Genomic DNA, 14,059 nt, shown 5'->3' with positions numbered 1-14,059 from the left:
TGAAAGAGGCGGGCGGGCGGGTAAGGAGGACGATATGCTGACCTTTGCCCGCCGCTTCGCCCTCGCGCTCGCCTGTCTCCTGTGGACGCTGCCCGCGGCGGCGAAGACGATCCTGTTCGTCGGCAACAGCTTCACCTTCGGCGCCAATTCGCCGGTGATGCGCTATCGACCGGACCGGGTGATGGACCTCAACCGCGAGGGCATCGGCGGCGTGCCCGCGCTGTTCCGCACCTTCGCGATCGAATCCGGGCTCGACTGGCAGGTGAGCCTGGAGACCTCGCCCGGCAAGGATCTTGCCTGGCACCTCGCCAACCGCCGTGCGCTGATCGACCGACGCTGGGACGTGGTGGTGCTGCAGGGCTTCAGCACGCTGGATGCCGAGCGGCCGGGCGATCCCACCCGGCATCTCGCGGCGGCGCGCGAACTGGCAGCGCTGTTCCACGCCCGCAACCCGGCGGCGCAGGTGGACCTCGTCGCGACCTGGTCGCGCGCCGACCAGACCTATCGGCCGGGCGGCCATTGGCACGGGTCCTCGATCTACCGGATGGCGGAAGACCTGCTCGCGGCCAACCGGCTGGGGCTAGCGCCCGGCACTGGCATTCACGGCGTGCTGCCGATCGGCACCGCCTGGAACCGCGCGATCCGCGACGGATTCGCCGATGCCAATCCCTATGACGGCATTGCCTGGGGCCAGTTCAGCCTGTGGACCTGGGATCAGTATCACGCCAGCGCCGAGGGCTATTATCTGGAGGCGCTGGTCGAGTTCGGCGCGATCACCGGCCGCGATCCGCGCAGCCTGGGCCCGCGCGAACGCGCCGCCGAGGATCTGGGGATCAACCCCGAGGTCGCCCGGCGGCTGCGCGACGTCGCCGCCGCCGAACTGGCGGCTCAGCGGGTCGGCGGCGCGCCGTAATAATCGGGGGCGCCGTCGAGGCGCACGTCGATCCGGTCGAGCAGGAAGCCCGGGTCCATCGCGAACACCTCGATCCGGTGCGCACCGGCGGCGAGCAGGCCGAGCTTGAGCGTGCGGACCGCGGTGTTGGAGAGGACGTTGGCCTTCCATTCGTCGCTGCGGCCATGGGTCTCGTAATCGAGCACGGTGATCGCGCCGCCATCCACCCGCACGCCGATCCGCAGCTTGTTCGCGGCGGTGAGGGCATGGACCGGCAGCGCGACGATCTTGAGCTCGGCATCGCCCTTGTTGCCGAGCACGAAGGGCAGGGCGAGCGGGGCGGCGGCATCGGGCTTGTCGGTGGAAGGCAGGTCGAGCTTGCTGCGCAGTACCGCGCCGCGCGAGCCCAGTTCGGCGATTCGCTCCCAGGGCGTGCCGGCCAGTTTCAGGTCGGCAGGGGTTAGGGAAATGATGTGGTTTACCTCGGGCGTCGCGTCGCCGGCGGGGAAGGGCTGGAGCACCGGCTCGAGATAGACCATCGCGCCGTTGCAGCGGATCTTGCCCGCCGCGATCGGCCCCTCGCCGTCATACTTCACCGAGACACGCATCTCGTAGCCGTTGCTCGTGTCGAGCCTCCCTGCGCGGGCGGAAAGCTCGACGCCTTCCAGCCCCTCGACGGTCCAGTCGCTCACCGCGCCATTGCCATAGACGGTCATATACCGGGTCTCGGCCTTGCCGGGGGCAAAGGCGAGCGCGCGGGCATCGGCGCCGCACGGGGCGACCGGTGCGAGATCGATCTTGGGATAGGGCGGCTCGGCGAACACCGCGAGCTGGCGCGGGGCCATATCCATGATGCCGCGCCACTTGCCGCCGCTCTGGGCATTATAGGCAGCGGTATCGGCGACGATCGTCGCGTGCGCGGCGCGGGCCTGGTCGGCAAGCGCGTTGGCGCTGGCCCGGCCCTGGCGGGCATAGAGCGCGGCGAGATCGAGCTTGAGGTTGCGCTCGTTGAGCTTGGCCGCCCCGCGCACCGGGTAGAGCACCAGCTGGAAGAAGGCATCGCGGCGGTCGGCGGGCATGGTAGCCGCCAGCGCCTCGGCCTTGTCGAGCAGCGCCTGATAGCGGGCGATCCGCGCCTGCGCCTCGGCCTTGTCGAGCAGCGCCTGATAGCGGGCGATCCGCGCCTGCGCCTCGTCGCCGCCGGTGCGCACATAGTCGCCGATGCGGATCGGGGTTTCGGGCTCGACGGTGCTGAAGCCCATGAACTCGGGCTTCCGCTCCCAGGCGAGGTCGTAATAGTCCATCAGCACGTCGCCGACGGCCGGTCCCTGCGCGCCGAATTGCGTGGTCGCCCAGTCGTACAGCTGCGCGCGCACCGGCTTGTCCAGCAGCTTGGCGTCGAAGGCGACATCGAGGAAGTAGCTCGTCAGCACCTCGCCCGGCTTGATGTCGCCGACATTGACGACCCAGAGTTTCCGCGTGCCGGTCTGCCAGGCGCGATCGAGCTGTTCGCGGATCAGCGCCGGATGGGTGGTCGCCAGCCACAGATAGTCGTGCGGCCTGCCCCAATAGCTGATGTGGTAGTAAAGGCCCGATCCGCCCTTGCGCGCCCGCTCGGCGGCGGTGGGTAGCTGGCCGAGATAGCCGTAATTGTCCTCGGGCCAGACGAGCGTCACGTCCTCGGGCACCTTGAGCCCGCTGCGATAGACGTCGAGCACTTCCTTGTAGAGGGTGAGCACCTGCGGCACCTGGTCCGCGGGCTTGCCCTGCGCGGTGGCGAGCAGCCCGCGCTGCAGGTCGATCGCCTGGGTGGTGGCGGCGAGCGCCTGTTCGGGGCTCCTGGCGCCCTCCAGGGCGGAGTCGTGCTTGCCGCGCAGGCCGATGGTGTAGACGTTTTCGAAGCCCTTCACTTCGTCCACCCGGCGCCGCCAATAGTCGACCATCAGGTCGCGGTTGGTGAAGAAGTTGAACGGACCCTCGGCCTTCTCGTCCCACTCGCGGACGTTGTTGCGCATCATCGGTTCGGCATGCGAGGTGCCGACGACGATGGCATAATTTTTGGCCATCTCGGCATTGCCGGGGATCTGGTAGAAGGGTTTGGTGCTTTCGTGCATCGCCGGCCAGATCATGTTGGCCTTCAAGCGCCACATCAGCTCGAACACGCGCGCATAGGTCTTGGGGCCGATATCGCCGGTTTCGGGCTCATAGGTCTTGGCCGCCCAGGGCTGGAGGCCCCAATCCTCGTCGTTGAGGAAGATGCCGCGATACTGGACCGACGGCGCGTCGGAGAGCAGGCGGCGGCCGTCGACGACCAGCCGGTCGGCATGGCGCGGGGCCACGTCGGCCCACCATTCCCAGGCCGAAATGCCGATCGCGCGGCTGAGGTCCACCGTCCCCCAGATCGCGCCGCGCGGGTCGGAGCCGGCGATCAGCAGATAGGCGTGGCCGGGATGCTGCTTCGAGGGCGCGAGAACGCGGATATAGCGTTCCCACTGGCCGTTCAGCGCGGTGAGATCGACCTTCGCATCCGCGGCGACTGCGCGGACCAGTGCGGAGTCCTTCTGGCCGATGACGACGCAGAGTTTGCTGCAGGCGGCGAGGTCGCTCGCCACGAGCGGGGTCTTGCCCGCGCGCTTGCCGATGTCGCGGGCGAGCAGCTCGCCGGCGAGCTTCGCAGAGGTCGCCTCGTCATGGACGATGGTCGCGGTGGAGCGGCCGTCGAACAGCACGGCCTGCTGGGCATGGGCGGTGATGGGGAGGACGAGCAGGGCGGGCAGGGCGAGATGACGCATGCTGGGGCTTGAAGCATGCCGGGCGTCGGAAGGGAATCCCTAGATCCTCCCCGGAACGGGGAGGGGGACCGCCGCCGCAGGCGGTGGTGGAGGGGGATCTCCACAAGGGACGTCCTTCGCTGCGCTCCCCCTCCACCAAGCCGCTGCGCGTCTTGGTCCCCCTCCCCGTTCCGGGGAGGATCTTTTCAGCCCTTCGCTCTTGCAGCGGCCCGGGCGATCGCCACGCATTCCACTTCCGCCAGCAATTCCCCCGCGCTGCCCGAGGACATCATCGCCCGCTCGGCGGTCCGCACCCGCTCGATCGCGCGGGCGATCTGCGGAGCCCCCCAGCGGCGGAGCGCGCGGCCGGTGGCGGGGCGTTCCTTGAAGAACACGCGGTGGCGCTCCATCGCGTCGTCGACGCTGGCGCCCTGGTCCATCTCGGCGCGGAGTTCCGCCAGCGTCATCAGCCGGCGGACCAGCTGGCGCATCAGCGGAATCGCCGAGCCGCCGCCTTCGCCGAGCTTGGCCAGTTCCTCGCCGACTTCGGCCACGCGGCCGTCGAGAATCGCCTCGATCGCGCCGAACAGCTCGCCTTCGCCGAGATCCGCACCGATCGCGTCGAGCGCCGCGCCGTCGGCATCGCGGGGATGCTCGGAATCGGCATCGAGGAACAGCGCCAGCTTCTCGATTTCGCGGGTGAGGATCGCCCGGTCGCCATTGGCGGCCGCCGCCATCCGGTGCGGCACGTCGCCGGTGAGGCGCAGGCCATGCTCGCGCGCGATCGTGCCGGCGAGCTGCGCGGCACCCGCGCCCTCGGGGACATAGCAGGCAAAGGCCATCGCGGTCGGCGCGGCGATCGCTGCCTTGACCAGCTTGCCGCTCGCCTTGAGATTCGGGCCGATCGCCACCACCGGGTTGCCCGCGCGCTCTGCGCCGAGCAGCAGCGCGATCGCCTCGGCCGCGCCTTCCTCGATGTTGGAAACGCGGATGTAGCGTGCGCCCCCGAACAGCGAGAGCGATGCCGCCTCGTCGGCGAGCAGCCCGGGCTGGTCGCGCAGCATCTTCATGTCGATGTCGATGCGCTCCACATCCGGCCCCAGCGCCTTGCCGAGCCGCTGGGCGAGATCGGCAGCGCCCGCTTCGTCGGGGCCGTGGAGCAGGTAGAGCCGGGTATCGGGCCGGGGCGCTTCTACCGCCGCCCGGATCTGGCCCGCATTGGCCTTCACTGGGGCCGCGCGCCGCCCTCGCGCACCGTCCGCGCCAGCCGCGCGACGATCTGGTCGGCGACGATGCCCGAGAGTCGTTCGAGCGCCGATTTCTCCGCCGCGATCGTCGCATATTCGGAGCCGACCACGTCGATGCCCGCATCCGATCCGGCGGTGGCGTCGAGCACCACCTGGCCATTGCGCAGGTCGATCAGCTGGTAGCGCGCGCGCAGCGTCCGCCGCTCGCGCGAGACCGAGTCGTCGCGCCGCACGCCCAGGCCGATGATCTGGTCGTCCAGCTTCACTTCGAGCCGATAGGCCGCCGCGCCGCCATTGTTCGCGAGCCGGTCCTTGAGCGCGTTGGACATCAGCCAGCCCGACTGGCCTTCGATCGGCGCGACCTCGACCGCCGAGAGCGTCGTCGCGACCGCGCCGCCGCTGCCCCCCTGGTACATCGGATGCAGCCCGCACGCGGACAGCGCGAGGGCGAGGGGGGCGAGCAGGGCGACGGTCTTGTTCATGCGACGATGTTCACCAATCGATCGGGCACCACGATGATCTTGCGCGGTGCGTTGCCTTCGAGCAGCCGAACGATCTTGTCCGACGCAAGTGCCGCGGCCTCGACCACGTCCTTGGCCGCGCCCTTCGGCATCACCAGCGTGTCGCGCAGCTTGCCGTTGACCTGCACCGCGATCGTCACTTCGTCATCGACCAGCAGCGCCGGATCGACCGCAGGCCATTCGGCATCGGCGATCATGCCGGCTTCGCCCATCGCGGCCCAGGCCTCTTCGGCGATGTGCGGCACCATCGGCGCCACGACGCGGACCAGCGCGCGGATCGCGGCGGTGCGCGAGGCGGAGGGCTTGGCCTTCTCGATCGCCGCGGTCAGCTCGTAGAGCTTGGCGACGGCCTTGTTGAAGGTCAGCGCCTCGATATCCTCGGCGACGCCGGCGATGGTGCGATGTAGCTTGCGGTCGAGGTCCTTGTCCTCGCCTTCCGCGTTCTCCAGCCCGTCGAACAGGCGCCACAGCCGGTTGACGAAGCGCCACGCGCCTTCGATGCCGCTTTCGCTCCACTCCAGGTCGCGCTCGGGCGGGCTGTCGGAGAGCACGAACCAGCGGGTCGCGTCGGCGCCGTACTGGTCGACGATCTCGGTCGGGTCGACGGTGTTCTTCTTCGACTTCGACATCTTCTCGACGCGGCCGACGGTAATCTCGGCGCCGGTGTCGGTCAGATAGGCGGAGCCATCGGCGCGGAACGAGACCTGGGTCGGCTCGAAATACACCTTCCGCTCCAGCCCCTCATGCTCTTCGAGCTGATAATAGCTGGCGTGCGTGACCATGCCCTGGGTGAACAGGCCAGCGAAGGGCTCGGCAACGTCGATGCGACCGATATGGCGCAGCGCGCGGGTAAAGAAGCGGGCGTAGAGCAGGTGCAGGATCGCATGCTCGACGCCGCCGATATACTGGCCGACCGGCAGCCACTGCTCGGCCACCGCCTTGTCGAACGGCTTGTCCGCAGGCTGGCTGGCGAAGCGCAGGAAATACCAGCTCGAATCGACGAAGGTGTCGAGCGTGTCGGTCTCGCGCCGCGCGGGCTTGCCGCAGGTCGGGCAGTCGACATGCTTCCACGTCGGGTGGCGGTCCAGCGGGTTGCCGGGAACGTCGAACGAGACGTCCTCGGGGAGCGAGACCGGCAGCTGGTCCTTGGGCACGCCGACGGGGCCGCAATCCTCGCAATGGATGATCGGGATCGGGGTGCCCCAATAGCGCTGGCGGCTCACGCCCCAGTCGCGCAGGCGCCACACGGTGCTGCCGGTGCCCCAGCCGCCATCCTCGGCGCGGCGGATGACTTCGCGCTTGGCATCGACGACGTCGAGGCCGTCGAGGAAGTGCGAATTCACCAGCGTGCCGGGGCCAGTATAGGCCTCGGTGCCATCGAACGCAGGCGCGGTCTTGTCGCCTTCGGAGACAACGCGGCGGATCGGCAGGTCGTACTTGGTCGCGAATTCGAAGTCGCGCTGGTCATGCGCCGGCACGCCGAACACGGCGCCGGTGCCATAGTCCATCAGCACGAAGTTCGCGATATAGACCGGCACCTGCCAGTCCGCGTCGAACGGATGCTGCGCGGTGAGCCCGGTGTTCCAGCCGAGCTTTTCCTGCGTCTCCAGCTCGGCCGCGGTGGTGCCGCCCTGTTTGCAGCGCTCGATGAACGCCTGCACCTCGGGGTTGCCCGCGGCGAGGGCTTGCGCGATCGGATGGTCCGCCGCGATCGCGACGAAGCTCGCGCCGAAGATCGTGTCGGGCCGCGTGGTGTAGACGGTCAGCCCTTCGCCGTTGGACAACTCCCACGTAAACTGCAGGCCTTCCGACTTGCCGATCCAGTTTTCCTGCATCAGCTTCACCTTGTCCGGCCAATGCTCGAGGCCCTTCAGCCCTTCGAGCAGGTCGTCGGCGAAATCGGTGATCTTGAGGAACCACTGGTTGAGCTTGCGCCGCTCGACCAGCGCGCCCGAGCGCCAGCCGCGTCCGTCGATCACCTGCTCGTTGGCGAGCACGGTCATGTCGACCGGGTCCCAGTTGACCGCGCTTTCCTTGCGATAGACCAGCCCGGCCTCATAGAGGTCGAGGAACAGCGCCTGTTCCTGGCCGTAATAGTCGGGCTCGCAGGTGGCGATCTCGCGCGTCCAGTCGAGCGCGAAGCCCAGGCGCTTGAGCTGCGCCTTCATCGTCGCGATGTTCTGGCGGGTCCAGGCGCCCGGATGGACATTCTTTTCCATCGCGGCATTTTCGGCGGGCATCCCGAAGGCGTCCCAGCCCATCGGATGGAGCACTTCCATGCCCTTCATCCGGCGGAAGCGCGCCAGCACGTCGCCCATCGTGTAGTTGCGCACATGGCCCATATGGATGCGCCCCGAGGGATAGGGGAACATCTCGAGCACATAGGACTTGGGCTTGGGCGAATCGTCGCGGGCGGCGAAGGTGCGGTTTTCCTCCCACGCCTTCTGCCACGCCGCGTCCGCCTTCAAGGGATTGAAGCGTGACGCCATTATGGGATTCCGATTAGTTGGTCGCGACGGCCGCGCGGCGCAGGTCGCGTGCACGGGTCAGGATGATGTCCTCGAGCTTCTGGACGGTGGCGGCCTGCACGGGTGCCGAGACCCAGGCGCCGTTGCGGTTGACTTCGCGCAGCGCCGCGACCCGCAGCGCATCGGCGCGCAGATCCTGGTCGAGCACGGTCACCGTCACCTTCATCCGCTCGGTGGGGACGTTGGGGTTCACATACCAGTCGGTGACGATCACGCCGCCGTTCGAATCGGTCTGGAGCAGCGGCATGAAGCTCAGCGTGTCCAGCGTGGCGCGCCACAGATAGGCGTTGACGCCGATCGTCGTCACCTTCGACGCCGCCAGATCCGCGTTCACGCCCTTCTTGTGATGGCTGCAGGCGGAGGCGGAAACAGCGAGCGACCCCAGGATCGCAAAGCGCAACAGGCGGTTCATGGACGTCGTACTTCCTACCGGCAAGGGAATGAGTGCCTGCATCTATAGGGCGGGATGTGGCGGGAGCAAGGCCGACGCGCTGGTATCCGATTGGTCGCAGCTGGTACGATTCTGTGGGTTGCGTGCAACACTCCGGGAAAATTGCTGCCACCGGTGGAACGTCGCTTTGATTCCATGGTAGGGGCAACCATTAGAGAGGTATGCAAATGCGCTTGGTACGTTGGATGTCGGGACTTGGGCTGGGGGCGCTCTGCGCTGCCGGGCTCCTCGTCGCGCCCACGCTCCAGGCACAGGAACGAGACCGCGCTTTGAAGGCGGCCGTTCGCCCCGCACCCCTGGCGCAGGTCGCCGGCGGGTTCACGCCTGCATCCGCCGATCCCAAGCTCGCCGCCATGCTGGCGCGCAGCGGGATGAACGGCGCGGGCTTCCGCTTCACCCCGGCCGAGTCGCGCACCGGCTCGACCCGCGGCGTCAACGTCGCGGTCCGTGCCAGCACGAACCGTGCGGTGGAACTGGCGAGCCGTACCGCCACCGCCAAGCCGGCATCGGTCAGCCTCGCGCCGATCGCCTATAATCTGGGCGTCGCGGTGGGCTGGCGTCGCTTCGCCGTCTCGGGTGACGTGACCCATATCGACATGGCGAACACCCAGCCCGGCAGCCGCGACCGCTCCGAAGTGGCACTCAGCTATGCCGGCAAGCGCCTGAGCGGCCGGATCGCCGCGAGCGAGGATCGTCCGCTGGCGGGTACCCCGGTGCTGATCGGCGACAAGCCTAGCTATTCGTTCGATCTCGGCGGCTCCTATGCCGTGTCGCGTCGCCTCGATGTGACCGCGGGCGTGCGCTACAAGAGCGAGCGGGATCGCCTGACGCAGTTCAACGAGGACACGCGTCGCGACAGCCAGTCGATCTATATCGGCACGGCCTTCCACTTCTGATCCTTTGGGCCCGGCTAACGGGTCCAGGCATCGATCGCCGCCCAGCCGTGGATGCCTAGCAGCTTGAGACGCCTGGCGTTGTGCGCGTCCATGCCGCCGAGGGCGATGATCGGCACCTTCAGCCCCCGAACCAGCAAGCCTAATCGCGCCGGGCCAAGTACCGGTGCGCCGGGATGCGAGCGGGTCTGGAAGACGGGCGAGACCAGCAGTGCATCGGCGCCCGCGCGGATCGCGGCGATCGCTTCGCACCGCGAATGTACCGGCCAGGTGGTCAGCCCGCACCCGCGCCGTCCATGGGTGCCGATCTCGCCTCGCATCGGCTCGGCACCCGCGCGCAGCAACACCAGCCCACGCCGCCGCGCCACCTTGGCGATGCGGGCGAACAGTGCGCGCCGCTCGGTAACCGGAAGCTGGTAATGCCGGAAGATCACCCCGCTACCGCGCGGCAGCCGCGCCAGCGCCGTCCATAGCGCATCGCCCAGCCGCGGGTCGGTCATCAGCCACAGGCGCGGGATTGGGGGGTGGCGGGTCGGCATCGCCATGCCTATAGCGCGGCCCATGCTTCAAGACGATGCCAGCCAGCGGCTCGCCGCGGTGCAGACCGCGATCGCCCGCGCCGCCAATATCGCCGGCCGCAAGCCCGCCGACATCACCCTGATCGCGGTCTCCAAGACCCACGATGCCGCGACGATCCAGCCGCTGATCGACGCCGGCCAGCGCGTGTTCGGCGAGAACCGCGTCCAGGAAGCCCAGGGCAAATGGCCGCAGCTGCGCGAAGCGACGCCGGGTATCGAACTCCACCTGGTCGGCCAGCTCCAGTCGAACAAGGCCGACGAAGCCGTGGCACTGTTCGACGTGATCCACGGCGTCGACCGCCCTTCGCTGGTGACCGCGCTCGCCAAGGCGATGGACAAGGCCGATCGCCGCCCGGCCTGCTTCCTCCAGGTCAATATCGGCGACGAGCCGCAAAAGGGCGGCTGCCCGGTGGCCGAGCTGCCGGCGCTGCTCGCGGAGGCGCGAGCAGCCAATCTACCGGTTGCCGGGCTGATGTGCGTGCCGCCTGCGGGCCTAGAAGCCGCACCCTATTTCGCGCTGCTCGCCAAGCTGGCGCGCGACCATGGGCTGGAGGGTCTCAGCATGGGCATGTCGAGCGATTACGAGACCGCGGTGACGCTCGGCGCCACCCATATCCGCGTCGGCACGGCGCTGTTTGGAGACCGCGGATGAACGCGATGACGGGCTTGCCCACCACGATCCCGGTGCGCTTCGCCGGCATACTCTTCGACTTCGACGGCGTGCTGCTGGAGAGCGAATATGCCGGCAACAAGCAGATCGCCGACTATCTGACCAGCATCGGCCACCCGACCACGCCCGAACATTCGATGGCAAACTTCATGGGGCTGGCCGGCGCCGATTTCCTGGCGGCGATCGAACACTGGATCGGCCGACCCGTGCCGGAGGGGTTTCACGAGGCCCGGGCCGAGGAAGATGCGCGTGCGCTGTCCGAAGGGCTGCCGGCGGTCGCGGGCGCGCTCCGCTTCCTGGAGAGCCTGCCTGCCGACCTGCCCAAGGCGATCGCCTCGTCCAGCCCGACCCATTGGCTCGACATCCATCTCCGCCATCTCGGCGTCCGCGACCTGTTCGGCGACAAGCTGTTCAGCGGTCGCGAGCATGTCGCCAACGGCAAGCCCGCACCGGACCTCTACCTCCACGCCGCCGCGGCGCTGGGCGTTCCGATCGCGGATTGCGTGATCCTGGAGGATTCGCCGGTGGGGGTGAAGGGCGCGGTCGCCTCGGGCGCGACGGTGATCGGGCTGTGCGCCGGGTCGCACTGTGCGGCCGATCACGGCGAGCGGCTCAAGGCGCTGGGCGTGCAGCACATCGCGCAGGATTTCGACGAGGTCGCCGGGCTGATCGGCTGACGCGCACGGCAATTGGCGGCGCCGCTCCGGCGTGGCAGAATATCGCCCATGGACGAGCTGTTCCGCTTTCCGGGCGTGCGCAGGCACGATCCTGCGGTTGAGGCCTGGTTCGCGCAGGGGGATCCTTTGCGTGGGGTCCTGCAACCATGGCGCGAACGGCTATATGCGTGCGGCAATGATGTGGGCGCGCTGATCCACGATGGCCGCCCCACCTTCTGCGGCCAAGATGCGGCGTTCGCCTATGTCGACGCCTATGCGGCGCACGCCAGTATCGGCTTTTTCTTCGGCGCGAACCTGCCCGATCCCGCCGGCTTGCTGCAGGGGAACGGCAAACGCGTGCGGCACGTCAAGCTGCTGCCGATCCGGACACCCGACGAGGCGGCGCTCGCCGCGCTGATACGCGCCTCCTATGCCGACATTCGGCGGCGTCTCCACGCCGCGAACTAACGAAGGAGCGACGACATGTATGTCTGCGGCCTTGTCATTCCGGTGCCTGAGAATGCCTATGAGGCATATCGCCAATGGGCGGAGAGCAGCGCCGCCTTCTTCCGAGAATATGGCTGTATGGAGATCGTGGAGAGCTGGGAGGATTTCATTCCCGACGGCAGCGTCACCGATTTCCGCAAGGCAGTCGCCGCGCGCGCGGGGGAGCGGATCGTCCTTGCCTGGCAGGTGTGGCCGGACAAGGCGATGTTCGAGGAAGCGGAGCAGCGGATGCACGAGGACCCGCGGATGGACTCCGCCGGCACGCCGCCCTTCGACGCCAAGCGCCTGATCCTCGGCTGTTTTCAGCCCTTGCTGGTGATGGGGCGCTCCCCGGCGGTACCTTAGAACTCGTGCCCGGTCCGATCCCGCTTGGTCGCCAGATACCGTGCATTGTGCGGGTTCGCCGGCAGCACGTGCGGCACGCGCTCCAGCACGTCGACGCCCGCGGCGCGCAGCGTCTCCACCTTTTGCGGATTGTTGGTGAGCAGCCGGATGCGCGGCTGGCCGAGCAGGTCCAGCATCCGCGCCGCCACCCGGAAGTTGCGTGCATCGATCGCGAAGCCGAGCCGGGTGTTGGCGTCGACCGTGTCGAAGCCCTGGTCCTGCAGCGCATAGGCGCGCAGCTTGTTGATCAGGCCGATCCCGCGCCCTTCCTGGCGCAGATAGAGCAGGATGCCCCAGCCGTTCTTGGAAATCTCCGCGATCGCCGCCTTGAGCTGCGGCCCGCAATCGCATTTGAGGCTGCCGAGCATGTCGCCGGTCAGGCATTCGCTGTGGAGCCGCACCAGCGGTGCCTCGCCATTGGGCTGGCCGATCAGCAGCGCGATATGCTCGCCGGGCATCTCGTCGGTGCGGAAGGCGACGATCTCAGCATCCTCGGCGGCCTCTACCGGCAGCCGCGCGCGGCCGACGATGCGCAGGCGATCGGCATCCTCGTGCGCGTCGATATCGGCGAGGGTGATCGCGTGCTGGGCGTCGCCTTCGAGCACGAAGAAGGCAGGGAGCAGCCCGGCGATCCGCGCCAATCGCAGCGCCGCCGTCGCGGCATCGGGCTGCACCACCGGAATCGCGCGGAAGGGGCCCTTGAGCGGCGTTGCCAGATCGAACTGCGGGTCGGCCAGCGCCGTCGCCGCATCGAAATCGAGCCAATCGACCCGCTCGACCAGCACCGGCGCGTCGGGCGTCGCCGCGTCGCGCTGGTTGGCGAGCTTGAGCGTCGTGGCGCGGCCGGCCGATAGCAGCACGGGCGCGGTGCCGGCGGGATCGAACGCCGCGAGCCGCGCGCCGTCGCCGGTCTCGATCGCCAGCAGCTGGAGCGTGCCTTCCGCGCCCCGAATCGCGATCGGCCAGCCGCGACGCAGCGCATCGACGGCTTCGGCGGCGGCGCGGGCGTTGCTCAAAAGTCGAACTCCGTCACGATCGGCACATGGTCCGAGGGCTTGAGCCAGGAGCGGCACGGTTCGCATACCTTGTGCGCCACCGCCTTGTCCGCAACCTCGGGGCTGGCCCACATATGGTCGAGCCGCCGCCCCCGATCGGAGGCGGCCCAGTCCTTGGCGCGGTAACTCCACCAGCTGTAATAGCGGGCGGGCGCGGGGATGAACTTGCGGCCCAGGTCGACCCAGCCATGCGCCGCCTGCAGCCGCCCGAGCGCCGCCACCTCTATGGGCGTGTGGCTGACGACGTCGAGCAGCTGCTTGTGGCTCCACACGTCCGATTCGAGCGGGGCGATGTTGAAGTCGCCGGTGAGGATCGTCGGCACGGCCAGCGCCTCGGACCATTCGGTCATCCGCTGGACGAAATCTAGCTTCTGGCCGAACTTGGGGTTCACCTCCCGATCGGGCACGTCGCCGCCGGCGGGGACGTAGACATTTTCGAGCCGGACGCCGTTCGGCAGCCGCACGCCGACATGCCGCGCTTCCTGGTTGGCCTGCCAGTCGAGCCGGTCATCCTCAACCAGCGGTACGCGAGAGACGATCGCGACGCCGTGGTGCATCCGCTGGCCGTGCTTGATAACGTGGGCGTAGCCCAGCGCGTGGAACGGCGCCTCTGGGAAGTCGCCGTCGATCACCTTGGTCTCCTGGAGACACAGGATGTCGGGGGCTTCCTCGCGCAGAAACTGCTCGACGATGGCGATGCGGAAGCGGACGGAGTTGATGTTCCAGGAGGCGATCTTCACGCGCGCCGATGTAGCGATTCTTCGGAAGAGCGCCAGACCACCCTATACCGGAAAAGGAAAGGCCCCCGCTCCGGGGGCAATGGAGCGAGGGCCGACCTAGCGTTCGTCACGCAGGCGGGAAGGGGTACCAGGCCCGGGCAACAGGGGGAAAAATCCCGGGCAAAAA

The 14,059-nt window shown here is 68.4% G+C and carries 14 protein-coding genes; 6 read left to right on the top strand and 8 right to left on the bottom strand.

Annotation, left to right across the window (positions count from 1 at the left end):
* Window positions 1-34 precede the first annotated feature (34 nt).
* Window positions 35-913 (top strand): PEP-CTERM sorting domain-containing protein, encoded by an 879-nt coding sequence (locus tag ABIC65_RS20145; RefSeq protein ID WP_354311117.1) that lies wholly within the window; start codon window positions 35-37, stop codon window positions 911-913.
* Here the strand turns inward: ABIC65_RS20145 and ABIC65_RS20140 are convergent.
* The 5 genes from ABIC65_RS20140 to ABIC65_RS20120 all read right to left on the bottom strand — a co-directional run bounded on the left by ABIC65_RS20140 (window position 889) and on the right by ABIC65_RS20120 (window position 8,371).
* The gene (locus tag ABIC65_RS20140) at window positions 889-3,684 is read right to left on the bottom strand and encodes a glycosyl hydrolase 115 family protein (RefSeq protein ID WP_354311115.1); all 2,796 of its coding nucleotides are present in this window, start codon (window positions 3,682-3,684) and stop codon (window positions 889-891) included. The genes ABIC65_RS20145 and ABIC65_RS20140 overlap by 25 nt on opposite strands.
* Window positions 3,685-3,869: 185 nt before the next feature.
* Window positions 3,870-4,892, bottom strand: a complete 1,023-nt coding sequence (gene holA, locus ABIC65_RS20135; protein ID WP_354311113.1) for a DNA polymerase III subunit delta — start codon at window positions 4,890-4,892, stop codon at window positions 3,870-3,872.
* Window positions 4,889-5,392 (bottom strand): LPS assembly lipoprotein LptE, encoded by a 504-nt coding sequence (gene lptE / locus ABIC65_RS20130; RefSeq protein WP_354311111.1) that lies wholly within the window; start codon window positions 5,390-5,392, stop codon window positions 4,889-4,891. Before lptE ends, holA begins: the two co-directional genes overlap by 4 nt.
* Window positions 5,389-7,920, bottom strand: a complete 2,532-nt coding sequence (leuS, locus tag ABIC65_RS20125) for a leucine--tRNA ligase (RefSeq protein ID WP_354311109.1) — start codon at window positions 7,918-7,920, stop codon at window positions 5,389-5,391. Before leuS ends, lptE begins: the two co-directional genes overlap by 4 nt.
* A 13-nt stretch (window positions 7,921-7,933) precedes the next feature.
* A complete protein-coding gene (locus ABIC65_RS20120; protein ID WP_093296331.1) occupies window positions 7,934-8,371 on the bottom strand; it encodes a DUF3576 domain-containing protein in 438 nt (145 codons plus the stop codon).
* Between the two features lie 206 nt (window positions 8,372-8,577).
* Here ABIC65_RS20120 and ABIC65_RS20115 point away from each other — a divergent pair, with 206 nt between their 5' ends.
* The gene (locus ABIC65_RS20115; protein ID WP_354278492.1) at window positions 8,578-9,306 is read left to right on the top strand and encodes a hypothetical protein; all 729 of its coding nucleotides are present in this window, start codon (window positions 8,578-8,580) and stop codon (window positions 9,304-9,306) included.
* A gap of 14 nt (window positions 9,307-9,320) precedes the next feature.
* On the opposite strand, the gene ABIC65_RS20110 is transcribed toward ABIC65_RS20115, so the two are convergent.
* Window positions 9,321-9,842, bottom strand: a complete 522-nt coding sequence (locus tag ABIC65_RS20110) for a thiamine phosphate synthase (protein WP_354311107.1) — start codon at window positions 9,840-9,842, stop codon at window positions 9,321-9,323.
* Between the two features lie 22 nt (window positions 9,843-9,864).
* Here ABIC65_RS20110 and ABIC65_RS20105 point away from each other — a divergent pair, with 22 nt between their 5' ends.
* The 4 genes from ABIC65_RS20105 to ABIC65_RS20090 are packed head-to-tail and all read left to right on the top strand — an operon-like array spanning window position 9,865 to window position 12,059.
* A complete protein-coding gene (locus tag ABIC65_RS20105) occupies window positions 9,865-10,533 on the top strand; it encodes a YggS family pyridoxal phosphate-dependent enzyme (RefSeq protein WP_354311105.1) in 669 nt (222 codons plus the stop codon).
* A complete protein-coding gene (locus ABIC65_RS20100; protein ID WP_354311103.1) occupies window positions 10,530-11,228 on the top strand; it encodes an HAD family hydrolase in 699 nt (232 codons plus the stop codon). Before ABIC65_RS20105 ends, ABIC65_RS20100 begins: the two co-directional genes overlap by 4 nt.
* A gap of 48 nt (window positions 11,229-11,276) precedes the next feature.
* On the top strand, window positions 11,277-11,675 hold the full coding sequence (locus tag ABIC65_RS20095) for a DUF1801 domain-containing protein (RefSeq protein WP_354311101.1): 399 nt from the start codon (window positions 11,277-11,279) through the stop codon (window positions 11,673-11,675).
* 15 nt (window positions 11,676-11,690) lie between these two features.
* Window positions 11,691-12,059, top strand: coding sequence for a DUF1428 domain-containing protein (locus tag ABIC65_RS20090; protein WP_354311099.1), 369 nt, complete (start codon window positions 11,691-11,693; stop codon window positions 12,057-12,059).
* Here ABIC65_RS20090 and ribA read toward each other — a convergent pair.
* Window positions 12,056-13,114, bottom strand: a complete 1,059-nt coding sequence (gene ribA, locus ABIC65_RS20085) for a GTP cyclohydrolase II (protein ID WP_354311097.1) — start codon at window positions 13,112-13,114, stop codon at window positions 12,056-12,058. The genes ABIC65_RS20090 and ribA overlap by 4 nt on opposite strands.
* Window positions 13,111-13,893, bottom strand: a complete 783-nt coding sequence (locus tag ABIC65_RS20080) for an exodeoxyribonuclease III (RefSeq protein WP_354311095.1) — start codon at window positions 13,891-13,893, stop codon at window positions 13,111-13,113. Before ABIC65_RS20080 ends, ribA begins: the two co-directional genes overlap by 4 nt.
* Between the last annotated feature and the right edge of the window lie 166 nt (window positions 13,894-14,059).

The organism is Sphingomonas trueperi (assembly GCF_040545665.1).
In the GTDB taxonomy this organism is placed as follows: Bacteria; Pseudomonadota; Alphaproteobacteria; order Sphingomonadales; family Sphingomonadaceae; genus Sphingomonas; species Sphingomonas trueperi_B.
The sequence above is the reverse complement of the archived record's forward strand: the minus strand, read 5'-3'. Positions and strand labels throughout refer to the sequence as shown.